This window comes from Carnobacterium viridans (assembly GCF_900102725.1).
Classification (GTDB): domain Bacteria; phylum Bacillota; class Bacilli; order Lactobacillales; family Carnobacteriaceae; genus Carnobacterium_B; species Carnobacterium_B viridans.
On the sequence record NZ_FNJW01000008.1, the window covers coordinates 1762501 to 1786265 of the forward strand.

The following is a 23765-nucleotide window of genomic DNA, read 5'->3' on the forward strand; positions in this document are numbered from 1 at the left end:
CGGGACCTAAGTCGAGGCCGAATGGCGTAGACGATGGACAACAGGTTGAGATTCCTGTACCAGTTGGTTTTGTTTGAACAATGGAGGGACACAGTAGGCTAAGGAATACGCGCTGTTGGATATGCGCGTCCAAGCAACAAGTTTTGAAGTGAGTCAAATGCTTGCTTCTTTAAGAACAAGTTGTGATGGGGAGGGAAATTAAGTACCGAAGTTCCCGATGTCACACTGTCAAGAAAAGCTTCTAGTTAGAAACCAACTGCCCGTACCGCAAACCGACACAGGTAGTCGAGGAGAGAATCCTAAGGTGTGCGAGAGAACTCTCGTTAAGGAACTCGGCAAAATGACCCCGTAACTTCGGGAGAAGGGGTGCTGACCAATTGGTCAGCCGCAGTGAATAGGCCCAGGCGACTGTTTATCAAAAACACAGGTCTCTGCAAAATCGTAAGATGACGTATAGGGGCTGACGCCTGCCCGGTGCTGGAAGGTTAAGAGGATGGGTTAGCTCTCGGGCGAAGCTCAGAATTGAAGCCCCAGTAAACGGCGGCCGTAACTATAACGGTCCTAAGGTAGCGAAATTCCTTGTCGGGTAAGTTCCGACCCGCACGAAAGGCGTAACGATCTGGGCACTGTCTCAACGAGAGACTCGGTGAAATTATAGTACCTGTGAAGATGCAGGTTACCCGCGACAGGACGGAAAGACCCCATGGAGCTTTACTGCAGTTTGATATTGAGTGTTTGTACAGCTTGTACAGGATAGGTAGGAGCCATTGAAGCCAGGACGCCAGTCTTGGTGGAGGCGTTGGTGGGATACTACCCTTGCTGTATGACCACTCTAACCCACAGCCCTTATCGGGCTGGGAGACAGTGTCTGACGGGCAGTTTGACTGGGGCGGTCGCCTCCTAAAGTGTAACGGAGGCGCCCAAAGGTTCCCTCAGAATGGTTGGAAATCATTCGCAGAGTGTAAAGGCATAAGGGAGCTTGACTGCGAGACCTACAAGTCGAGCAGGGACGAAAGTCGGGCTTAGTGATCCGGTGGTTCCGCATGGAAGGGCCATCGCTCAACGGATAAAAGCTACCCTGGGGATAACAGGCTTATCTCCCCCAAGAGTCCACATCGACGGGGAGGTTTGGCACCTCGATGTCGGCTCATCGCATCCTGGGGCTGTAGTCGGTCCCAAGGGTTGGGCTGTTCGCCCATTAAAGCGGTACGCGAGCTGGGTTCAGAACGTCGTGAGACAGTTCGGTCCCTATCCGTCGCGGGCGTAGGAAATTTGAGAGGAGCTGTCCTTAGTACGAGAGGACCGGGATGGACACACCTCTGGTGTACCAGTTGTTCTGCCAAGGGCATTGCTGGGTAGCTATGTGTGGACGGGATAAACGCTGAAAGCATCTAAGCGTGAAGCCCCCCTCAAGATGAGATTTCCCATCACGTAAGTGAGTAAGACCCCTGAGAGATGATCAGGTAGATAGGTTGGAAGTGGAAGTATAGCGATATACGGAGCGGACCAATACTAATCGGTCGAGGACTTAACCAAAGCAATACCCGGTGTACGAAGGTAAGCAAACGAAAGACACTTTAGACTTTATCCAGTTTTGAGAGTCCAACGGACTTTCGATTGAAATTGTGTGGTGATGAGGGCAAGAAGGTCACACCTGTTCCCATGCCGAACACAGAAGTTAAGCTTCTTAGCGCCGATGGTAGTGAAGGGTTTCCCTTTGTGAGAGTAGGACGTTGCCACGCAGATTCAATTAAAATTTTATTTCCCATGGAGGTTTAGCTCAGCTGGGAGAGCATCTGCCTTACAAGCAGAGGGTCGGCGGTTCGATCCCGTCAACCTCCACCATGAGTCATTAGCTCAGTTGGTAGAGCATCTGACTTTTAATCAGAGGGTCGCAGGTTCGAATCCTGCATGACTCATAACTAATCATTCAAGTAAGGTTAGTTATGCCAGACTTTATGCGGGTGTGGCGGAATTGGCAGACGCACTAGATTTAGGATCTAGCGTCGAGAGACGTGGGGGTTCAAGTCCCTTCACCCGCACCATTTTTTAGTTGAATGATTAGTGAAGTACCACTTTAGCCGGCTTAGCTCAGTTGGTAGAGCATCTGATTTGTAATCAGAGGGTCGAGGGTTCAACTCCTTTAGCCGGCATTTTTTTGCGAAAGTAGTTCAGTGGTAGAACATCACCTTGCCAAGGTGGGGGTCGCGGGTTCGAATCCCGTCTTTCGCTTACTAGTTCAACTAGTGAGGTCATTTGTAAGAATGAAAAGCTGTTCTAATGCCGGGGTGGCGGAACAGGTAGACGCACAGGACTTAAAATCCTGCGGTGAGTGATCACCGTGCCGGTTCGATTCCGGCCCTCGGCACCATTTGCACCCATAGCTCAATTGGATAGAGTACTTGACTACGAATCAAGGGGTTAGAGGTTCAAGTCCTCTTGGGTGCATTTCTTTTGAAAAAAAGAACAACTCAGTAACGGGAAGTAGCTCAGCTTGGTAGAGCACTTGGTTTGGGACCAAGGGGTCGCAGGTTCGAATCCTGTCTTCCCGATAAATATTTAAAAAGATAATTTCTCTAATATTAGAGAAATTATCTTTTTTTGTCTATTTTTTATATGAGTATGATTGTGAACAGAGGGGATTTACAAGCAGAATTAGGAGAAAGTGAGTAGAGATGCTTTTCAAATCTTCTTATTTCTCGTATAATAAAAGTCAGTATTAGTCAAGAATGCTCCAGAAGCTAACTGGCAGCATCCTCCACTATTAGTTTAATTTGCTTTTAGCAATTTTAAGGGTAAGCTAAATAATACGTCTAGTGTTAGGACTAAAAGAAAAGGAGTGTTACTAAAAAAACACCATTGCAATGTAGAGTAATTAGAGCTAAAATTCTTACCATACATTAACATGTTTTAGTAACAAGTACCCCATGCACAATCAAAACATGTCGGATATCATTGAAGCTTATTTAAAAAAAGTTTTAGGCCAAGATGAACAAGTCGAAATTAGGCGGAGTGAAATGGCAGATCGCTTTAATTGTGTTCCTTCTCAAATAAATTATGTGATAAATACTCGCTTTACGGTACAACAAGGCTATTTAGTTGAAAGTAAACGTGGTGGCGGCGGGTATATAAGAATCATTAAAGTGAAATTGTTAGATGAAGCTGAAATGCTGGATATGATGATCGATATTATTGGAAAAAAAATTTCTCAAAAGAATGCATATTCTATTATAGAAAGATTATTTGAATCTGAAATGTTGATTAAGCGAGAGGCAAATATCATGTTAGCAGTAATGGAAAAGTCACTCCTGAATTCTAGCGGAGCAGATGAAAATGAATTAAGAGCTAGATTACTAATAGCTTTTTTAAACAATTTAAAATATGAGTAAAGTATAAAAACGGAGGCGAAATGAATGGATGAATTATTTTCTGAAAAAGCAAGAATGGTTTTAATCATGGCGCAAGAAGAAGCAAAAGGATTTCGTCACCATTCTGTAGGAACTGAGCACATTCTTTTAGGATTGATTATGGAGCAAAATGGTATCGCAGGAAAAACGTTGAGACAATTTTCTGTTACTGAAATGGATATTCGTGAAGAAATTGAACACTTTACTGGTTATGGAACGATGAAGTATCTTTCTAAAAATGCGATTCTTCCTTATTCGCCAAGAGCCAAACAAGCTATTACGTTTGCAACAGATGAAGCAAGGCGTATGGGCTCAGACCTTGTTGGCACAGAACATTTATTGTTAGGATTATTGCGTGAAGAAGATATTTTATCCTCTAAGATTTTAAACAACTTAGACATTAATCTAAATAAAGCTCGTCAAATCGTATTGAAAAAAATCGGTTTGAGTGATGTAACAAATGGTAAAGGAAGAAAAGCCAAGCCAACTGCTAAACAAGTCGCCGGTACACCTACTTTGGACTCACTAGCTCGTGATCTAACAGCAGTCGCAAGAGAAGGGAAGCTGGATCCAGTTGTTGGTCGTCACAAGGAAATCCAACGTATTATCCAAGTTTTAAGCCGCCGAACAAAAAACAATCCTGTTTTAGTTGGGGAACCGGGTGTTGGTAAAACAGCGATTGCAGAAGGTTTAGCGCAAAAGATTATTGATGGAGAAGTTCCCGCTGCATTAGCCAATAAGCGGTTAATGATGTTAGATATGGGTTCATTGGTAGCAGGCACAAAATATCGTGGTGAGTTTGAAGAACGAATGAAAAAAGTGATTGATGAGATTTATCAAGATGGCGAAGTTGTCTTATTTATAGATGAGTTGCATACTTTAATTGGTGCTGGTGGAGCAGAAGGTGCAATCGATGCATCTAATATTTTGAAACCTGCATTAGCTCGTGGCGAGTTGCAAACGATTGGGGCAACAACTTTAGATGAATACCAAAAGTATATTGAAAAAGATGCAGCTCTAGAAAGACGGTTTGCACCCATTCATGTGGATGCTCCTTCAGAAGAAGAAGCTGAAGAGATATTGTTAGGCTTACGTTCTCGTTATGAAGAACATCATGGCGTTGAAATTACAGATGAGGCAGTACATGCTGCTGTTAAGTACTCATCGCGTTATATTACATCAAGACAACTACCAGATAAAGCCATTGATTTGATAGATGAATCAGCTTCGAAAGTACGATTAGATGTATCGAGTAAACCTTCGCCAGTTGCAGCTGCAGTTACAGATTTAGAAGCTTTAATACAAGAAAAAGAAGAAGCTATTCAATTACAAGATTTTGAAAAAGCAGCAAAAATTCGTTCAAAAGAAATGAAGCAGCGTAAAAAGATTGAAAGTTTCATTCAAAAACAAGAAGGAAAAGCTGCTTCAAATTCTTTACAAGTAACGGAAAGAGATATTGCGGAAGTTGTCGCTTTATGGACAGGTATTCCAATTCATCAAATGGAACAAAAAGAATCAGACCGTTTGATGAATTTAGAAAAAGTGTTGCATAAACGTGTAATTGGACAAGAGCAAGCTGTGGGTTCAGTTTCTAGAGCGATTAGACGATCTAGAAGTGGTTTGAAAGATCCAAACCGTCCTATTGGGTCATTTATGTTCTTAGGACCTACAGGTGTCGGTAAAACAGAATTGGCTAAGGCACTTGCGGAAGCTATGTTTGGAAATGAAGAAGCTCTAGTTCGAGTAGATATGTCTGAGTTTATGGAAAAATATAGTACGAGTCGTTTAATTGGTTCACCTCCCGGATATGTAGGTTATGATGAAGGTGGTCAATTAACTGAGAAAATTCGTCAAAAACCTTATTCCGTTATTCTATTTGATGAAGTTGAAAAAGCTCATCCGGATGTATTTAATATTCTATTACAAGTCTTGGATGATGGTCATTTAACAGATGCTAAAGGACGAAAAGTTGATTTCAAAAATACGGTAATGATTATGACATCTAATTTAGGCGCAACAGCATTAAGAGATGAAAAAGCTGTTGGGTTTGGTACAGCAAGCAATAAAAAAGACCATTCAGCTATGGAAAAACGAATCATGGAAGAATTGAAAAAAACGTTTAAACCTGAGTTTATCAATCGGATTGATGATTCGATTGTTTTCCATTCTCTAGAAAAAGAAGATTTAACTCAAATTGTTAAATTAATGGCACATACCATTATTAAACGATTGAAAGATATGGATATTGAAGTCAAAATCACTCAAGCGGCTATTGATGTGATTGCTAAAGCTGGGTATGATCCTGAGTATGGAGCACGTCCAATTCGTCGTGCACTTCAGAAAGAAGTAGAAGATCGATTGAGTGAAGAGTTATTGAGCGGCCGAGTTAAAATTGGTGATCAAGTCACAATAGGTGCTTCAAAAGGAACGATTCGGATTACAGTAAAAGATCCAAAAAAAGCAAACGAAAAATTGTTGGCTACCAGTGAGAACGTATAATTCGATTGTTAACAAGAAAATAAAAACATCTGCTATCTCTTAAAGATAGTAGATGTTTTTATTCGTGTTTTAATTTTCTTTCTGCTATGATGAAAATAAAGAAATGACGAAAGGAAAGTGGCTATTCATGAAAAATTCAACGAAAGCTTTATTAATAGGAGTTGGAACAGTCGTTGCAGTGGGAGCAATTATTGTTTCTTCTTCAAACATGGCAATGGAAAAAATCGAGTCTAAAATCAATCGTAAAAGAGCAAGATACTTTGTAAAAGAAAAATTAAAAGGAAACGAAAAAGCAATGACTGTTGTAGATGACTTATCAGATATGGAAGTAGCAAACTTATTGAGTGTCGTAGACAAGGTTTCAGATTTAAGAGGTAGCGTAAGCTCTTATGGAGATCATTTCAAAGACACGACTAGTGATTTTAGAGATGCTTTCATGGAAAAAAAACAGGATTGGAAACATGAACTTAAACACCATAAAAAAGATTTAAAACATAAATTAAAAAAATAAACTAAATTTTCATTCATAAAAAAGAAGACTCTTGCGTAAAGTTATGGCTTTACGCAAAAGTCTTCTTTTTAGATTGTTAATAAGTAACAAAGAAGTAAATCATTTCTATTTTTTAATGAAAAACCGGATTCTTCATAGAAACGATCTAACCGGTATTGCAAAGTATTTCGATGGATAAAAAGATATTTTGCTGCCAAGCTAATATTTCCTTGGTTTAACCATATGGCGGTGATCAATTCTTTAGTCTCTGGATGTGAGATCAGGTCTTTTTTTAAGTGTTGGATAATAGAACTTTTTGAGAGAGCATCTGAAGCATAATAACTAAGAGCAACATCAGGTAATGAAAAGATTTGTTTGTTTCCTTTCAGTTGATTAAAAAATATCGCTTGTTCTTCTTTAAAAAAACGTTTGAAGTCTATAGAAATGGGCCAATGTTGCCCGATATAGCCACTAGTTTTAGTAGAAAAATCATCATCTAAGGTTTGTAAAATCCCAATTGTTTCGTCTTGGGTGATTGAATAATCTGAATAACGGTGGATCAATAGCCCGTAGTGATCATTAATAAAAAAAGCCTCTTGTACATCTTTAAAAAAGCTTTTAAAAGAACTTAGCCATAGTTTCTTATCAAATCGTGTATCTTTTTTATTAATATCAAATTGAATAATTCGATAAACTCCGGTTTCGACAGGCAAGTGCAGCTGATCATCTAATAAAAAGTCCGACCATTTTGATTGCGGATTACCTGTATTTTCGTTAGAAACCGTTTTGTTAAAGACAAGGTAAAGTAATTTTATTTCTGAAGAGGTTAATTGTTTTTTATCAAAGTGAATCCATTGATTATCGTAAGGAAACGTTAAATAATTCGGATCATTTTTTGTGTCATCGGTTAAAAAGGCAGACGGGTAAATAGATTTAAACTGATTAAAATTCATAAAAGCACTCCTTTAAATGAAAACCATTACAATTAGTCTATAGTGCTATTCTATCATTTTTTTCATAAGTTTGTAGATAAATTATGCTATGATAAAGAAAAGAACAGGTAAAGGAATGGGAAGATGTTAACCACAGAAGATAAAGCGTATTTTATGCAAGAAGCGATTAAAGAAGCTTACAAAGCCAAAGAAAAATTAGAAGTTCCCATTGGTGCAGTCGTTGTATTAAATGGAAAAATCATTGGTCGTGGACACAATAGAAGAGAAGAATCGAATGATGCAACGACACACGCTGAAATGTTAGCTATTCAAGAAGCCAATCGAAATTTAGGGAATTGGCGATTGGAAGAAACTCAGTTATTCGTGACATTGGAACCTTGTCCTATGTGTAGTGGCGCAATGATATTATCTCGTGTAAAAGAGCTTTATTATGGAGCTAGTGATCCTAAAGGTGGTACAGCGGGCACATTGATGAATTTACTGACGGATGAACGGTTTAATCATCAAGTTCAAATTGAATCAGGTCTTTTAGAACAAGAATGCGGCGAATTGCTAAGCAACTTTTTCAGAGAATTAAGAAAGCGTAAAAAAGAAGAAAAGTTACAAAGAAAAGCTAAACAAAACAAAACAGACGGTAACCAAGTATAATACAAGGTTACCGTCTGTTTTGTGTTAAATGAGTTTACTGTTGCATCATATCTTGATCTTTTGTAATGACTGCTTGAGTCGCTTTAGTGATAGCAGATATAAAACCAGTATCTTCTAAGGTTAGAATCCCTTCAACGGTTGTTCCACCAGGAGAAGAAACCTGGTCAATCAAATTCCATGGTGTTTCTTTACTGTCTAATACTAATTTTCCACTTCCAAGAACAGCTTGAGCAGCAATTTTAGTTGCTACGTCTTTAGACATTCCATTTTTTACAGCGGCTCTTGCTAATGAATCGATAAATAAAAAGACAAATGCGGGTGAACTCCCAGCAATCGCTGTGAAGGTACTAAAGTCCTTTTCAGGTAATACAATTGTTTCGCCAATCGCTTGGAACATATTTAAAACGAATGCTAACTGTTCCGGAGTAGTATAGTCATTTCCACAAAGGGCAGTCATCCCTTCACCAACTTGTGAGTTTAGGTTTGGCATTGCTCGTATGATAGGCGTTTGATGGCCTTCATTCAATAAGTCGGATAGCTTTTGAAGTGTGGTTCCAGCAGCAATAGAAACCACTACTGGTTGATGAGCAGCAATTTCCTCTTTTATGTCTGCTAAAATAGATGGAAAAACATTAGGTTTAGCTGCAAGTACTAACACATCAACTTTTGCTGCTAATTCTTTATTCGATGAACAAGCTTGTGTTCCAGTTTCACCAGTAAACTGCGTTAATTTTTCTGGAGTTGTATTGTGTACATAAATATCTTGATTCGAGGTATGTCCATTTTGTATCATTCCTTTAATAATGGCACCAGCCATATTTCCAATACCAATGAATCCTACTTTCATAGTCAACACTCCTCCATTTTCATTTTCATTGTATATTTTACCATAGATAGAGAAATTGTTTTATCGTATCTTCGTCAAATGGTGTTGATAGAAGAAAATAAAATTTCTTCTGGAATAGACGGGGTTGCTTGTGGAGAGCCATGGAATCGTCTCAAGCTGCTCTATTCTAGAACGTGTTTCAAAGAGCAGTCCTGACGTCCACTTTGTCATGGCTGTAGTTGCTTTAGCTACGTACAGACATGATACACTTAGGCACAAGCCTACAGTGCTTCTATGTAATAATCGATGGTCGTTGACCATACTGCGCTTATTCGCTCCAGTTGCCCTAGCTCTTGCGGCTTCAGTCGCTTAGAGATAAGGTATGCGTTAGAAGATTCAGGTCTAAACGCTTTTAGTCACACTCCCAATGAAGCGCCAACGCTTTGTAATTCGCATTGAATTCAATGCATGGCTACAAGCAAATCTTATTCCTCCAAAAATTTCGGCCATTAATTTAACTAAGCTATCAACACTAAGAAGCATAAAGCCTTTTTATCTATCCCTTACAATAGCTAAGTAGAATTTTATTAGTAGTTAATAGTATGATAATATACAGGTATAGAAGCAGAAGTAGGGGGTTAGCTGATGTTTGACAAGATACGCAATCCAATTCTTTTTCAAGGCACGTTAACCAAAAAGAACTATTTTGAGGGCTGGTACTATAAACAAGTTTCAATAGACGAAAAAGTCAGTATCAGTTTTATTCCAGGAGTGAGTTTAGTTAAAGGTGATGAGCATAGTTTTATCCAATATATCTATGTAACGTTAAGTGAACAAAATGAGCTAGTTACAAAAACAGGGTATATTCGGTACCGTTTAGATGAATTTAACTACCAACACAAACCATTTTCAGTTCAAATTGGAGATAATACATTCACAGAATCGTTTGTGTCGATCCAACTCAAGGATGAACAGGTAACTATCCAAGGAAAATTAACATTAAATGATTTTCAAGACATAAAAAGGACTGTGTTTTCCCCTTCCATTATGGGTGGGTTTGCCTATATTCCAAAAATGGAGTGCTACCATGGTGTAATCAGTATGAATCATACTTTAAAAGGTTTTTTGAATATAAATAATCAAAAAATTGATTTTACGATGGGGAAAGGCTACATTGAAAAAGACTGGGGTACTTCTTTTCCAAAGGAATACACATGGATACAATCCAATCATTTTAAAAATCCAAGTACTAGTCTCTTTTTTTCAGTAGCACATATTCCATTTCATGTGATAACATTTAAAGGATTTATCTGTGCTCTAGTAGTAAAGGATAAAGAGTACCGATTTGCAACATACAATAACAGTAAAATTTCAATAAAAGATCAAAAAAGTGACACAATAACTATTTTTCTTGAAAATAAAGAAGCTGAACTAACTATCAAAGGCACTATCACAACTGCTGGTGAATTGATTGCTCCAAAAGAGGGCATTATGACTAAAGTGATAAAAGAAGGCTTATCTGGCGAAGTTGAAATTTTTCTGAAGGATAAGAAAAGTCAAACCGTGTACCAAGATTTTAGTAAATTAGCAGGTATAGAAATAGTAGAACCTTAAACGAAAGGGATGGAAAAATGACAAGCGACAAAAAGAAAATCTTTTATCATTTTTTTAATTATGAACTAGGAACGCTTTCTTTAGCTGCAACTGAAAATGGACTGTGTTTTGTAGGATCTTTAAACGAACCCTTGAGTGAACTGGAATTAGGAATCGCAAGAATATTCCCAAAGGCCATTTTAATTGAAGATGACATAAAACTAGAGATATATCATCATCAACTCATGGAATATTTTACGGAATCTAGAACCACGTTTACTTTTCCGATAGATGTTGATGGAACGCTTTTTCAACAAAAAGTATGGAGAGCTTTAAAAGGCATCCCATATGGCGAAACAAAATCATATGGAGAAATCGCTGCTCAAATTGGACAGCCGGGTTCTTATCGAGCTGTAGGAACAGCAATAGGAAGAAATCCATTGTTGATTGTCGTTCCTTGTCATCGAGTGATTCACAAAAATGGGAAATTATCTGGGTACCGAGGAACAGTAGAGATGAAAGAAAAATTATTGATGCTAGAAAAAACTGCTTTAAGTAGGCCCACTATGAACTAATCTAAACTATGGAATCATGCAATTTTCAATGTATGATTCTTTTTTTTCGATCCATGAAAAGAATGGACGAAATTGCAAGTTACGTATATACTATATGTAGAGTATATTTTTTAAAAATACTATATGTAGTATTTAGTGGAAAGAAGAGGGTGTAAACGTATGAGTTATGAAAAGAGTGTGAATATTTGTGAAACGTTGAACAAAACGGGGCTTAAAGTGTTGAAAAGAGATGGCCGTGAAGTTGAATTTAAGGAAGAAAAAATCTTTTTGGCGTTGTTGAAAGCACATCAGTCATTAGAAAAAGAGACAGATAAAGAAACGGTGCAAGTATTAAATGGAATTGTCACAAAAGTAAAAGAGGAAATTACAAAACGGTTTTCAGCAGATATCAAGATCTATGAAATTCAAAGTATCGTAGAACATACTTTATTAGAGGCTCACGAACATGATTTAGCAGAAGCTTATCTACTTTATCGGTCTCGTCGTGATTTGGAAAGAAGTCAGTCAACGGATATCAATTACGCTATACACCATCTATTGCGCAAAGAACAAACTCTAGTTAATGAAAATGCGAATAAAGACAGCAATATCTTTAATACGCAAAGAGATCTAACAGCTGGGGTGGTTGCTAAATCTATTGGCCTTAAACTATTACCAAATCATGTAGCTAATGCTCATCAAAAAGGAGATATTCATTATCATGACTTAGATTACCAACCCTATTCCCCAATGACAAACTGTTGTCTGATTGATTTTAAAAGTATGTTCAATGATGGATTTAAAATTGGAAATGCAGATGTAGAAAGTCCTCGTTCCATCCAAACAGCTGCAGCTCAAATGGCTCAAATTATTGCTAACGTAGCTTCTAGTCAATATGGCGGATGTAGTGCCGACCGAATTGATGAAGTGTTGGCTCCATACAGCCGTTTAAATTATCAGAAACATTTAGAAACAGCTAAAGAATGGATTATTGGTGAAGAAAAACAGCAGCAGTATGCAAAAGACAAAACAAAAAAAGATATTTATGATGCAATGCAAAGCTTAGAATATGAAATCAATACGCTTTATTCATCTCAAGGTCAAACACCTTTTACAACATTAGGATTTGGCCTAGGAACAGATTGGTTTGAAAGAGAAATTCAGCGTTCCATCTTACTTGTGCGCATTAATGGGTTAGGCAAAGAAAAAAGAACCGCTATTTTCCCAAAGCTGGTGTTTTCGCTTCAACGAGGGGTTAATTTAAATCCGGAAGATAAGAATTACGATCTGAAAAAATTAGCTTTAACTTGTTCAACGAAAAGAATGTATCCTGATGTCTTGATGTACGATAAAATTGTCGCCTTAACGGGTAGTTTTAAAGCTCCAATGGGGTGTCGCTCTTTTTTACAAGGATGGATAGATACAGAAGGAAATGAAGTGAACTCTGGGAGAATGAATTTAGGTGTGGTTACCATGAATTTACCGCGTATAGCCTTGGAGTCTAATGGGAATGTAGATTTGTTTTGGGAGATATTGAATGAACGACTACTGGTTTGTCGTGATGCACTAGTTTATCGTGTTCAACGGACAAAAGAAGCTACACCTGAAAATGCACCCATTTTATATCAGCATGGAGCTTTTGGAAAGCGACTCAAAAAAGATGCTCAGGTCGATGACTTGTTTAAAGACAAACGTGCTACGGTATCTTTAGGGTATATCGGATTATACGAAACAGCAACGGTATTTTTTGGGCCCAATTGGGAAAAGAATGAAGAAGCTAAAACATTTACTTTAATGATCCTCAAAAAAATGAAACAGAACGCAGATAAGTGGGGAGAAGAACAAGGCTACCATTTTAGTGTGTATTCAACTCCAAGTGAGAGTTTAACCGATCGCTTTTGTCGCTTGGATACGAAAAAGTTTGGCATAATAGAGAATGTTACAGATAAAGAATATTATACAAATAGTTTTCATTATGATGTTCGCAAAAAACCAACACCATTCGAAAAAATTGAATTTGAAAAAGATTATCCAGAATTTACTTCTGGCGGGTTCATTCACTATTGTGAGTACCCAAATATGCAACAGAATCCAAAAGCGTTGGAAGCCGTTTGGGATTACGCATATGATCGTATTGGATACCTAGGAACCAATACGCCAATTGATCATTGTTACGATTGTGGATTTGATGGCGATTTTGATCCAACTGAACGAGGATTTAAATGTCCTGAATGCGGCAATACAAATCCAGAAACGTGTGACGTTGTAAAAAGAACCTGTGGCTATCTAGGTAATCCTCAAGCTAGACCAATGGTTCACGGAAGACATAAAGAAATCTTAGCTCGTGTGAAACATATACCGAATAATGAGGAAGAGAAATAATATGAGAAATCCTAAACCAAAAGAGTGGCTGGCTAAGGACTACAGCCAAAGCCGAATCGCAGACTATAAACCGTTTAACTTTGTTGATGGAGAAGGTGTGAGATGCAGTTTGTATATGAGTGGATGTTTGTTTGCATGTAAAGGATGTTACAACAAAATCGCTCAAAATTTTGCATACGGGTTTGAGTATACAACAGAACTGGAAGATATCATTATAGAAGATTTACGACAACCTTACGTCCAAGGTTTAACGCTTTTAGGTGGAGAGCCATTTTTAAATACTCAAGTAGCTGTTCCACTAGCCAAAAGAATTCGTTCAGAATATGGTGAAACAAAAGATATCTGGTCATGGACAGGATATACTTGGCAAGAATTGATGCAAGAATCTGACGACAAGATAGAATTGCTTTCTTTGCTAGATGTTGTGGTAGATGGACGTTTTGAATTGGCAAAAAAAGATTTGACCTTACAGTTTAGAGGAAGTTCAAATCAGCGCATTATTGATGTACAAGCATCATTGAAACAGAATGAAGTTATTTTATGGGAAAATCAGTTTATTTGAATAGAGAAGCGAGATATCCTTTATCTTGGGGAGAAGTAGCATGAAATGAAGAGAATGTGCTACACTACAACTAGTTAAAGGAGCGGATAGCAATGGATGGAAAATCAAGAGCGAATATTAAAATTGATGGATTAGTCGATATTGTTTTAAAAAAGGATCAGCGCACGAATAAACTAACTAGAGGACATGTGAAACGTATTTTAACAAATAGTGCTCAGCATCCACATGGCATTAAAGTGATGTTGAAAGAAGGAGACCAAGTTGGTCGCGTGCAAAAAATAGTAACAGATGAGACTAAATAAACAAGCTGAAAAGGGTACCAAGAGAATGTGAAGACATTCTTGGTACCCTTTTTAGTTTATGTAATAGTTACTTAAACTGTCTTATTGTTTCCAATTAGTTGGGCAGTCGGCGCACAAAAGGCTGCAAACGTGAACCAATAAGAAAAGCGAAAACAGCCTTAAGGATATCTCCTGGAATAAATAATAAAAATCCGGTTTTTAAAATAAGACTCGTGCTCATTGTCAAATGAAGATAACCTCTTACAATAAGAGCCATATAAGGTAAGCCAAACAAATAAAAAATACTTGAACCAATGAGGAGAGCTCCTATAGCAGATTTTGTTGTAAATCCTCTGCTTTCTAAAAACCAAGCCATCACATAAGCTCCAATAATAAAACCAAGTACAAATCCAAAACTAGGACTTAAAAAGGATTGAAATCCTTTAAAGATCAAGATTAAAAATAAATGCAATACTTGTGCTGTAACAGCTGCTCGTTTTGGTAAAATCAGACCTGTTAACAAGACAAATAGAGTTTGCAATGTAAACGGGACTGGCCCTAAAGGTAAACTGATAAAGCTGCTAATATAAGTTAATGCTGCCATAAGACTGCAAAAAGTTATTTCTCGTATAGTTAATTTTGACATATGAGTCTCCTTTTAATTGCACCAATAAATTAGTGGAATGGTTTTTTCATAACAATCTCTCCGTAAGACAACGTCCGTTGATGGCCATCAGCCATTTGGATTACTAGCCCTCCTTGGGAATCAATATCAATTGGAATAGCTTCAAATTCTTGTTTGCGTTCTTTAAATGTTATCTTTTTGCCGATCACAAAACATCGCTTTTTATATTCATCCAGAAAAGAACGATCTTCAATAGTTTGGTAAATGTCATAGAAATGATTCATAATTTCAGCCACTAAAAGGTTTCGGTCAAAATGTTCTGTTTCTGCAGAAGAAAGAAGGGATCCTGCAATAGTAGTCAACTCATCTGGGAAACCAGTGGAAGGTTCTTTAACATTTATCCCTATACCAACAATCAATGTCTCTACTTTTCCACTTTCGAAATCGGAGACAGCTTCTGTTAAAATCCCACATATTTTTGTTTCATCAAGATAGATATCGTTTACCCATTTAATTTGGGGTTGTTTAGTGGTTATTTTTTCAATAGCTAAGCAAACAGCCACAGCCGCTGCCGTAGTAACAAGAGCAGCATCGGCCATATTTAAATTAGGTTTTAGAAAAAAACTCAAGTATACTCCAGTTTGATTAGGCGAATAAAATGATTTACCTAGTCGTCCTCGTCCGTTTGTTTGTTCTTCAGATACAACAAGTCCTTGATGTGTAGAATCCAGCATGGCAAGTTTTCGAGCTTCACTATTTGTAGAATCAATTGTTTTAAACGGGTAGATTGGAAAATGTTGTAATGTAGGTTGTAAATAAGATTGAATCGCATCAGTAGAAATAATATCTGATTTTAAAGAAAGTTGGTAGCCTTTATTTGTGACCGCTTCAATAATATACCCTTCTTCTTGCAAAGCTTTGATACCTTTCCAAATAGAAGTCCTTGATAGACCCAAGCTATTTGCTAAGGATTGTCCAGAAATGCTGTTTCCTTTTTGTTCTTCTAATAAAGAAAGAATGCGTAATTTTGTAGACATCAGTTCACCTCTTTTTTTAGTATAAGGGGTTAAAAACCAATTGTCAACTTAAAATAATTAAAAAGGTAACAATGGGAAGGGTAGTTGGAATTATTTATTTCATTTAGGATGTAAAAAGGAGGAGTAATGCTTGTTTAAACGTTACAAAAGTAGTAATATTAGAACATTCTACAAAAAATAAAACATACAAGAATTAAAGGAGAATAAAAATGCCTGTAATGGAATTAAAACACGTGAATAAGTCCTATAAAATTAGTGGTGGAGAAACATTTCAAGCATTGAAGGATGTTAATTTGTCTTTTGAAAAAGGGGAATTGGTTTCCATCATTGGAGAATCAGGTAGTGGAAAATCGACACTGATGAATGTAATCGGCGGATTAGATTCTGATTTTCAAGGAGAAATTGTTGTTGATGGAGACAACATCGGCGAGTATTCTGAAAAAAATTTAGTACAGTACCATAAAGAAAAAGTCGGATTTGTATTTCAAAGTTTTAATCTGATCTCACATTTGTCGGTTCTAGACAATGTAACTTTAGCAATGACGCTGTCGAACGTATCGAAGGCAGACCGCGAAAAAAGAGCCAAGGAAATTTTAAGCGCTGTAGGCCTGCAAGATCAATTATACAAAAAACCTGATGCGATATCTGGAGGACAGAAACAACGTGTAGCTATTGCTCGTGCGTTAGTGAATGATCCAGATATTATTATTGCAGATGAACCAACTGGAGCATTGGATTCAGAAACAACGGAACAAGTTTTAGAAATGATCAAAGAAATTGCCGAAAATGGAAAACTTGTCATTATGGTAACCCATTCTGAAAGAGTAGCAGCTTATTCTAGTCGAGTTGTGACGATTGACGATGGACGAGTAATCAATGATCAAGTAAAAAATACCCTAACTGTTACAGACAATAAATACAAAACGAGCAAACCAAACCGTAATAAGAATTTGAGTTTGTTTGGAGCAATGAAATTAGCATTGCTAAACATGAAAGAAAAGTTATCTCGTAATATTTTGATAGCACTAGGTGGAAGTATCGGAATCATGAGTGTTATTTTGATGCTTTCTCTAGGTAGCGGAGTAAACGCCTATTTAACGGACACCATGAATAGTCAAGTGAATCCGTTAGTTAGTGAAGTTCATATGCCAGATGAAGAAACAGGAAATCAGACAGATATAAATGAAATACAAGATCAAAATCCTATGTTAGGGTTATCTAGCGCAGCATCATTTGAAACTGAAAATATTGAAGAACTAGCTGGAATTAATCATGTAGAGGCTGTTGAAGAGGGCTTTACCAATTTTTCTATTGGAACAAACAAAGCAACGTTTGATGAAAACACTGCTCAATTTATGAGTGTAACAACTGTTTCTTCCATGATTACTAGTGCAGATATTATAGAAGGATCATTGCCTAAAGACGGCGAAGTTGTGATCACTCAAAACATGGCGGATACTTTAGGCGAAGATCTTGTAGGACAGGATATTCAGGTAGAAACAATTGTTAATGAAGAGTCCCTTGATCTAACCATGACTGTCAGCGGTATTTATGGTTCTGAAGGAGGATTAGACGCGGTATATTTGACCTATGAAGATTTAAAATCATTTGTAGAAGAAGCTGGTGGCGAACTAGATCCTAATATCGTTTACCTTGTTTCAGATAATGCAGCTAATACAGAGTCTATCAAAGCTGAAGTTGAGGATTTAAACTATAAGGGTTCAACAACAGAAGCATTGGCTGATACGTTTAGTCAAATGTTGGATATTTTCACGTATGTACTAGCAGGAGTTGCTGGTATCTCGTTAATTGTATCAGCTATTATGATTTTAACTGTTCTTTATATCAGTGTAGTTGAACGTACAAAAGAAATTGGGGTCATCAAAGCAATTGGAGGGCGTAAAAAAGACATTCGCCGCATTTTTGTATCTGAATCATTCTTAATTGGTTTATTTAGCGGACTGTTTGGAGTTGGCATTGCTTGGGGATTATCACTAGCTGCTAACGCTGTAAGTACAAACTACTTCGAAATTGATATCATTGATTTGACACCAATGTATGCTGTGTCTGGTATTGTGCTGAGTATTTTCATCAGTATGGTAGCCGGTTTAATGCCTGCAGCAAAAGCAGCCAAATTAGATCCGGTAGAGTCACTAAGAAGAGACTAAGATGACAGTGGTAAAAGAAATAGAATAATCAGCCCTACGCTGGTATAAAACCACCAAATAAAGCCTAGTGCATACTGTGAATCAACAGTATGCACTAGGCTTTTTATTTTTATAGCTAGCTAATAGTGAATCAAACCAGCAATAGCTGTTTTCTTATTGTGATTGAGGTATACTCTAGGCACTCTTTTGCCAATTAAACAAGCAACTTCATAATGAATTGTATTCATTTGTGCAGCGACTTCGCCAATTGAAATGCAGTTATCTTTAGGATCTCCAAAAAGAACGATTTCGTTATCAAAATAGACTGGATCAATTTCAGTAAGATCTACCATTGACTGATCCATGCACACTCGTCCGACAATAGGTGCTTTATGCCCGTTTAGCGTGACATTTCCATTATTTGATAAGGCTCTTGAAAAACCATCTGCATAGCCTACAGGAATAGTTGCAATAATTGAATCCGTTGTTGTGGTATAGGTTCGTCCATAACTGACACTTTGTCCGGCTGACACTCTTTTGATTAAAATCGGCTTCGTTTTAAAAGTCATCGCGGGTTTCAATTCAATGTGATCTTGTAAGTGTTGCTCTGGATACAATCCATAAAGCCCGATGCCGATTCGAACCATATCTAGGTGCATTTCAGGAAAAGCAATGGTTGCTGCGGTATTGCAGCAATGTTTTATTGGAACTGTATATCCTGCTTCTTGGATTTTAGAAGCAACATGCATGAAGTGGTCAAACTGTTCGTGAACAAAGGTAGATTCAATAGCGTCAGCATCAGCAAAATGAGTGAAAATACCTTCCAAAAGCACATAATTTGAAGTAATGGATGCTACAACTTGCAATGCTTCTTCTGCAGTTCGTACGCCAATCCGGTTCATCCCACTATCAATTTTCAAATGAATGCGACAAACTTTTTTCTTTTGCTCAGCTAACTCTTGAATACTTTCAATAGCTTCTTTAGAGTATATTGTTAATGTAAGATCATAGTCGATTGCTTTTTCTATGGTTTCAATATCTAAACTCGTGTAACCAAGGATTAGAATCGGAGTGGAGAATCCGGCCTTTCGTAAAACCACTGCTTCATCTAGAAAAGCTACAGCCAAATAAGTTGCCCCGGATTTAATAGCCGTTTCAGCAACTTCTTTTGCTCCATGCCCATATCCGTCAGCTTTTACAACAGCCATCAAAGCTGTATCTGATGAGAGGATTTTTTTGAAATTTTTTATATTGGTTTCTACGTTATCAAGAGATATCTCAACCCAAGTCTCTCTAGAGCTTCCTATTTTCATTCGTTCACTTCCTAAAAGTATCTAGTACGTTTTTTATAATGATACCACTTAACATTAGATTAATGTACTTTAAAAAATAAATTTAAGACAATTTCAAGAAAAAGAGTAATTTATTTAAAAGCTCTATTGCTGACTAAAATAAAAAAAGTATACGCAAAATACATGGTATACTAGTGTGGGAAATGTGCAATATAGGTTAATAAAGTAATACATAAAGGTGTTCTATTATCACTGGTCAAAGATAGGGTGAATTACATGGGGAATATACAAGATTTTCGGAAAAACTATTTAGCTATTCTTAAATCGACAAAACTAGATCAAAGCAAAAAAGACGAATTATTAACAGCCATTTTGAGTCAAATGGATCAAATTTTTGAAATCCGAACAGGTGAAATAGAGAAATACAATGCAGATAATTATGATGCGATTACTTTATATTTAGAAATTAAAGCGGCTTTAAAAATTCAAAACGAAAAGAAGAATGTATAGAAGATAAAAAGAGTAAAGAAATTCTCTTTTACACTAGCGTAAAGAAAAAGGCAGATCTACCATCTCTAAGGTTATGAGCAAGCAAGAATTGGAAGAGATGTTAGATGTAGTCGAATTGACTAATCACACAACGAATCTTCATAAGCGATACCTTGATGGAACGAGCAAAAAGCAGGTGACTTCTCTACAAGAATTGAAAAAAGATTTAGCAGAGTGTGGAGAGTATGTGTCTTGCCCAGATGTATTTGCGTATTCATTTGGCATTTATGTACCTAAGGAGATAGAACGGTTAGCTGAAGCTGGTATAAATTATGCGTTTACGACGGTTCGGGGTGTGGATACATTAAGTACACCAGTACTCGAACTGCACCGGGATACTGTTATTCTTGGTTGTACAGTAGAAACATTTAAAAAAATTGTAGAACAAGGAGCGAGAAAATGAAAAAGTTGGTTAGACTACTCATAGTACTGATACTATTATGGGTAGCCGCGTTAGTACTTGCGGCTTGTTCAAATGGTAATGAAGCAGTTCAAAAGAGTGAAACAAGTTCTTCAGAAAGTTCAAATGCGCTGTTTAGATTAGGCGCCTTACCAGCAGAATCGGCTATTCCAAGGATATTAGCAAAAGAAAATACGAACGAATTGGGAGTAATTAAGTCATGATTTAATCAATTCAGAATCGTATTTGATTTGAGTGGAGATAAAGAACTCAGCAGGTTTTGAAAATGGAGCTTGCTAAATTAAAAAAACACTGGCTTTTCGTTTGATATTCCTTTATAATAAGAAATGCCGCAAGGCCGTATGGCAATGATGAACTTTCGAATCGTGTCAGATCCGGAAGGAAGCAGCACTAAGGATGTTTCATCATGTGCCGTATGTACATAGAACAAACAAAGAAACCGTTGATTATCTAATCAATGGTTTTTTTGTTTGTTTGCGATGATGGTTTAAGGGAAAGGCAATACAATAGACAAATGATCAATGAAACAAAAAAGAGTCACTGTCTAGCTGTTTAAATTTCCCTTCAAATAACGTATAATAAAGAGTAATAATAAACGGTTCAAGAAAGGGAGAAATGCATGAGTTATCAAGCACTTTATCGAGTATGGCGTCCACAACGATTTCAAGATATTGCTGGGCAAAAAGCGATTACACAAACGTTAAGAAATGCTTTAGCCCAAGAGAAAACAAGCCATGCTTATCTCTTTACTGGGCCACGCGGAACAGGAAAAACGAGTGCAGCAAAAATTTTTGCTAAAGCAATCAATTGCCCCAACTTAAAAGATGGCGAACCTTGTAATGAGTGTGACATGTGTCAGTCTATTACACAAGGTCAGCTAAATGATGTGATTGAGATTGATGCGGCCAGCAACAATGGAGTAGAAGAAATTCGAGATATTCGGGATAAAGCTAAATACGCTCCCACTAGTGCAGAATATAAGGTTTATATTATTGATGAAGTCCATATGTTAACTACTGGAGCTTTCAATGCGTTATTAAAAACACTAGAAGAACCGCCTAAAAATGTTATTTTTATATTAGCTACAACAGAGCCTCATAAAATTCCATTAACTATTATTTCTCGAACACAGCGTTTTGATTTCAAACGGATCAGTGTTCGAGATAGTTGCGAACGCATGGCTTATATCTTAGGCCAAGAAAAAATAGATTACCAAGAAGAGGCGTTAACCGTCATTGCTAGAGCTGCTGAGGGTGGCATGCGAGATGCATTGAGTATACTAGACCAAGCTATCTCATATGGAGACGATTCAGTGACCGTTGAAAATGCAATGAGTGTGACTGGAAGTTTGACGCAAGAATTAGTTTTAGATTATTTCGATTCTATTATTCAACACAATACGGAAAAAGGATTGTCTCTTTTGCAGAGTATCTTAGCAGAAGGAAAAGATGCCAGTCGTTTTGTAGAGGATTTGATTCTATTTAGTCGAGATTTGTTGGTTTATCAACAAGCTCCTCAGATGACTGATTTACTGGAAGGCGCAAATGTTGATGAAGGATTTAAAAGCCTAAGTCAAACGATTACAGCTCAACAGCTGTATAAAGTGATTGAACTTTTAAATGATACTCAACAAGAGATACGGTTTACGAACCATGCAGAAGTTTATTTAGAAGTTGCTACTGTAAAATTGACCCAATTAACGGATATTCAAGTATCAAACAATGTGTCAGTTGAAAAAACAAATGGCAATGAACTCGGGCAAGATGAGCAGCAAAAAATGATAGATATGGAAAAAGAACTCAGTCAAATGAGGAAACAACTTAAAGAACTGGCTAAGAATGGCAATACGCCTCAACCAGCAAAGAAAGCGCCTAAAGCGACTGCCAAACCTGGAAATAATCAATTTAAAACAAATACAACAATTATCTACAAAGTATTGAGTGAAGCCACAAAGGGAAATTTAGCACAGTTGATTGATATTTGGCCTGATTTATTAAATATGCTATCTGTCACTCAAAGAGCCATAATGAAAGCTTCTACACCAGTTGCAGCGAGTCCTAATGGCTTGATTGTTTCATTTGAATATGATATTTTGTGTCAAAAGGCCACTAATGATAATGAATTGCTTGAAGCCGTGAGAGAAGATTTAAGACGGTTAGTGGGCTATTCTCCACAGATGATCTGTGTTCCATCAGAACAATGGCCCGTTATTCGAGAACAATTCTTAAAGCAAAATAAAGAGTTGTTGAAGAATCGTCCAGCTGAAAAAGTCGATTCTTCTGCTACTAAAAAGTCTAACCAAACGGCCTCAGATTTTGAGCAAGAGAATTTGAATAGCTTAGAGTCGGCCTTGCCTGAGCCTGATGAGGAAGAAACGATTGTTACGGAAGCTATGCAGTTATTTGGAGAAGAAATAGTTGAAGTGAAAAATGATTAAAAAAATAACCAATTGAGAGGAAGAATACAATGCGCGGAATGGGAAATATGCAAGGTATGATGAAACAAATGCAAAAAATGCAAAAAGATATGGCGAAAGCTCAAGAAGATTTAAATGCAAAAGAATTTATGGGAACATCTAATGGGGACTTAGTCACAGTAACGTTAACAGGAGAAAAGAAAATGAAAGATATCTCTATTAAACCTGAAGCAGTGGATCCTGAAGATATTGAAATGTTGCAAGATTTGATTATATTAGCAACAAATGATGCTTTAGAAAAAGTAGAAGTAGAAACACAAGCTACTATGGGGAAATACACTAAAGGGATTCCAGGACTTTAAACTAATGAACCAAACAGATAATGATCAAAATGGGATTCCTTGTGGGTCCCGTTTTTTGAATCCTATAATGTCCGCCTAAGGATTAAGAAAGGAAATGACTATGCAATATCCAGAACCGATATCAAAATTAATGGACAGTTACATGAAATTACCTGGAATTGGAGCTAAAACAGCTGCGCGATTAGCCTTTTTTACGATTGATATGCGTGAAGAAGATGTAACAGATTTTGCTAAATCATTGATCAGTGCGAAAAGAGATTTGCATTATTGTTCCAATTGCGGCCAGATTACTGAAGATGATCCCTGTCAAATATGCCAAGATAAATCACGTGATAGAAGTACCGTTTTAGTTGTAGAAGATCCAAAAGATGTTATGGCATTAGAAAAAATGCGTGAATATCACGGACTATACCATGTGTTACATGGTGTTCTTTCTCCGATAGAAGGAACCGGTCCAGAAGATATCAATATACCAAGTTTAATCAAGAGGTTGCAGTCTGATGAAATAAATGAAGTGATTATTGCAACGAATGCATCTGCTGAAGGCGAAGCTACAGCGATGTATCTATCAAGGTTGATCAAACCAGCTGGAATTAAAGTAACCCGATTGGCTCATGGGCTTTCTGTAGGAAGTGACATCGAGTATGCCGATGAGATCACATTGCTGAAAGCAGTGGAAGGGCGTAGAGAACTTTAGACAGGATTTAGGAAGGAGGCTTAA

21 protein-coding genes, 8 tRNA genes, 2 rRNA genes and 1 other RNA gene (1 of these 32 running past the window's edge) are annotated in these 23765 nt (G+C 37.2%); 27 read left to right on the forward strand and 5 right to left on the reverse strand.

All coding sequences use genetic code 11. From position 1 onward, the window contains the following. The 13 genes from BLT48_RS09925 to BLT48_RS09985 all read left to right on the forward strand — a co-directional run. Window positions 1–1536, forward strand: a 23S ribosomal RNA gene (locus BLT48_RS09925) (it extends 1385 nt beyond the left edge of the window). 90 nt (window positions 1537–1626) lie between these two features. Beyond that, window positions 1627–1742: ribosomal RNA gene (gene rrf / locus BLT48_RS09930) — 5S ribosomal RNA — on the forward strand. Window positions 1743–1769: 27 nt separating this feature from the next. Beyond that, window positions 1770–1845: transfer RNA gene (locus BLT48_RS09935), tRNA-Val, on the forward strand. Window position 1846: 1 nt separating this feature from the next. Next, a tRNA-Lys gene (locus BLT48_RS09940) sits at window positions 1847–1919 on the forward strand. Window positions 1920–1960: 41 nt separating this feature from the next. Next, a tRNA-Leu gene (locus BLT48_RS09945) sits at window positions 1961–2045 on the forward strand. Between the two features lie 35 nt (window positions 2046–2080). After that, window positions 2081–2153, forward strand: a tRNA-Thr gene (locus BLT48_RS09950). Window positions 2154–2160: 7 nt separating this feature from the next. After that, window positions 2161–2232 (forward strand) — tRNA-Gly (locus BLT48_RS09955). Between the two features lie 50 nt (window positions 2233–2282). Continuing rightward, a tRNA-Leu gene (locus BLT48_RS09960) sits at window positions 2283–2371 on the forward strand. A 3-nt stretch (window positions 2372–2374) separates the two neighbouring features. Further along, window positions 2375–2448: transfer RNA gene (locus BLT48_RS09965), tRNA-Arg, on the forward strand. A gap of 30 nt (window positions 2449–2478) precedes the next feature. Further along, window positions 2479–2552 (forward strand) — tRNA-Pro (locus BLT48_RS09970). Between the two features lie 375 nt (window positions 2553–2927). Further along, window positions 2928–3389 carry a CtsR family transcriptional regulator gene (locus BLT48_RS09975; protein ID WP_089977673.1) on the forward strand — a complete coding sequence of 154 codons (462 nt, stop codon included), beginning with the start codon at window positions 2928–2930 and terminating at the stop codon, window positions 3387–3389. A 24-nt stretch (window positions 3390–3413) separates the two neighbouring features. Continuing rightward, window positions 3414–5906 (forward strand): ATP-dependent Clp protease ATP-binding subunit, encoded by a 2493-nt coding sequence (locus tag BLT48_RS09980; RefSeq protein WP_035021186.1) that lies wholly within the window; start codon window positions 3414–3416, stop codon window positions 5904–5906. A gap of 127 nt (window positions 5907–6033) precedes the next feature. Then, entirely contained in the window at window positions 6034–6417 is a 384-nt protein-coding gene (locus BLT48_RS09985) for a hypothetical protein (RefSeq protein ID WP_035021187.1), read from the forward strand. Between the two features lie 68 nt (window positions 6418–6485). On the opposite strand, the gene BLT48_RS09990 is transcribed toward BLT48_RS09985, so the two are convergent. Next, window positions 6486–7349 carry a helix-turn-helix domain-containing protein gene (locus BLT48_RS09990; protein WP_089977676.1) on the reverse strand — a complete coding sequence of 288 codons (864 nt, stop codon included), beginning with the start codon at window positions 7347–7349 and terminating at the stop codon, window positions 6486–6488. Between the two features lie 123 nt (window positions 7350–7472). On the opposite strand from BLT48_RS09990, the gene tadA reads away from it, so the two are divergent. Continuing rightward, a complete protein-coding gene (gene tadA / locus BLT48_RS09995) occupies window positions 7473–7997 on the forward strand; it encodes a tRNA adenosine(34) deaminase TadA (RefSeq protein WP_089977679.1) in 525 nt (174 codons plus the stop codon). Between the two features lie 34 nt (window positions 7998–8031). Here the strand turns inward: tadA and proC are convergent, their stop codons facing one another. Continuing rightward, entirely contained in the window at window positions 8032–8844 is an 813-nt protein-coding gene (gene proC / locus BLT48_RS10000) for a pyrroline-5-carboxylate reductase (RefSeq protein WP_089977683.1), read from the reverse strand. A 624-nt stretch (window positions 8845–9468) separates the two neighbouring features. On the opposite strand from proC, the gene BLT48_RS10005 reads away from it, so the two are divergent. The 5 genes from BLT48_RS10005 to BLT48_RS10025 all read left to right on the forward strand — a co-directional run bounded on the left by BLT48_RS10005 (window position 9469) and on the right by BLT48_RS10025 (window position 14216). Next, complete coding sequence (locus BLT48_RS10005) at window positions 9469–10437, forward strand: tocopherol cyclase family protein (protein WP_089977687.1); 969 nt, start codon at window positions 9469–9471, stop codon at window positions 10435–10437. Window positions 10438–10454: 17 nt separating this feature from the next. Then, window positions 10455–10991 carry a methylated-DNA--[protein]-cysteine S-methyltransferase gene (locus BLT48_RS10010; RefSeq protein WP_035021199.1) on the forward strand — a complete coding sequence of 179 codons (537 nt, stop codon included), beginning with the start codon at window positions 10455–10457 and terminating at the stop codon, window positions 10989–10991. 159 nt (window positions 10992–11150) lie between these two features. Beyond that, window positions 11151–13352 carry an anaerobic ribonucleoside-triphosphate reductase gene (nrdD, locus tag BLT48_RS10015; protein WP_089977690.1) on the forward strand — a complete coding sequence of 734 codons (2202 nt, stop codon included), beginning with the start codon at window positions 11151–11153 and terminating at the stop codon, window positions 13350–13352. A gap of 1 nt (window position 13353) precedes the next feature. Next, entirely contained in the window at window positions 13354–13914 is a 561-nt protein-coding gene (gene nrdG / locus BLT48_RS10020) for an anaerobic ribonucleoside-triphosphate reductase activating protein (RefSeq protein WP_081896465.1), read from the forward strand. A 92-nt stretch (window positions 13915–14006) separates the two neighbouring features. Further along, entirely contained in the window at window positions 14007–14216 is a 210-nt protein-coding gene (locus tag BLT48_RS10025) for a YwbE family protein (protein WP_035021206.1), read from the forward strand. 94 nt (window positions 14217–14310) lie between these two features. Here BLT48_RS10025 and BLT48_RS10030 read toward each other — a convergent pair whose 3' ends face one another. Further along, window positions 14311–14841 carry a biotin transporter BioY gene (locus tag BLT48_RS10030; protein ID WP_226776739.1) on the reverse strand — a complete coding sequence of 177 codons (531 nt, stop codon included), beginning with the start codon at window positions 14839–14841 and terminating at the stop codon, window positions 14311–14313. 29 nt (window positions 14842–14870) lie between these two features. After that, a complete protein-coding gene (locus BLT48_RS10035; RefSeq protein ID WP_035021208.1) occupies window positions 14871–15857 on the reverse strand; it encodes a biotin--[acetyl-CoA-carboxylase] ligase in 987 nt (328 codons plus the stop codon). 209 nt (window positions 15858–16066) lie between these two features. Here BLT48_RS10035 and BLT48_RS10040 point away from each other — a divergent pair, with 209 nt between their 5' ends. Beyond that, on the forward strand, window positions 16067–18025 hold the full coding sequence (locus tag BLT48_RS10040) for an ABC transporter ATP-binding protein/permease (protein ID WP_089977692.1): 1959 nt from the start codon (window positions 16067–16069) through the stop codon (window positions 18023–18025). Between the two features lie 119 nt (window positions 18026–18144). On the opposite strand, the gene alr is transcribed toward BLT48_RS10040, so the two are convergent. After that, a complete protein-coding gene (gene alr / locus BLT48_RS10045; RefSeq protein ID WP_089977695.1) occupies window positions 18145–19317 on the reverse strand; it encodes an alanine racemase in 1173 nt (390 codons plus the stop codon). A gap of 255 nt (window positions 19318–19572) precedes the next feature. Here alr and BLT48_RS10050 point away from each other — a divergent pair, with 255 nt between their 5' ends. From BLT48_RS10050 to recR, 7 genes are all read left to right on the forward strand, one after another. Beyond that, window positions 19573–19806, forward strand: coding sequence for a hypothetical protein (locus BLT48_RS10050; RefSeq protein ID WP_035021216.1), 234 nt, complete (start codon window positions 19573–19575; stop codon window positions 19804–19806). A gap of 73 nt (window positions 19807–19879) precedes the next feature. Further along, window positions 19880–20248: a polysaccharide deacetylase family protein gene (locus tag BLT48_RS10055; RefSeq protein WP_176944113.1), complete on the forward strand. Its 369-nt coding sequence runs from the start codon at window positions 19880–19882 to the stop codon at window positions 20246–20248. After that, window positions 20245–20469 (forward strand): hypothetical protein, encoded by a 225-nt coding sequence (locus BLT48_RS10060; protein ID WP_035021218.1) that lies wholly within the window; start codon window positions 20245–20247, stop codon window positions 20467–20469. The genes BLT48_RS10055 and BLT48_RS10060 overlap by 4 nt, the downstream gene beginning before the upstream one ends. Before the next feature lie 133 nt (window positions 20470–20602). Next, an RNA gene (ffs, locus tag BLT48_RS10065) (signal recognition particle sRNA small type) lies at window positions 20603–20689 on the forward strand. Between the two features lie 196 nt (window positions 20690–20885). Further along, the gene (gene dnaX, locus BLT48_RS10070; RefSeq protein WP_089977698.1) at window positions 20886–22703 is read left to right on the forward strand and encodes a DNA polymerase III subunit gamma/tau; all 1818 of its coding nucleotides are present in this window, start codon (window positions 20886–20888) and stop codon (window positions 22701–22703) included. A gap of 29 nt (window positions 22704–22732) precedes the next feature. After that, the gene (locus tag BLT48_RS10075; RefSeq protein WP_013709924.1) at window positions 22733–23044 is read left to right on the forward strand and encodes a YbaB/EbfC family nucleoid-associated protein; all 312 of its coding nucleotides are present in this window, start codon (window positions 22733–22735) and stop codon (window positions 23042–23044) included. A gap of 100 nt (window positions 23045–23144) precedes the next feature. After that, complete coding sequence (recR, locus tag BLT48_RS10080; protein ID WP_013709925.1) at window positions 23145–23741, forward strand: recombination mediator RecR; 597 nt, start codon at window positions 23145–23147, stop codon at window positions 23739–23741. Window positions 23742–23765 lie beyond the last annotated feature (24 nt).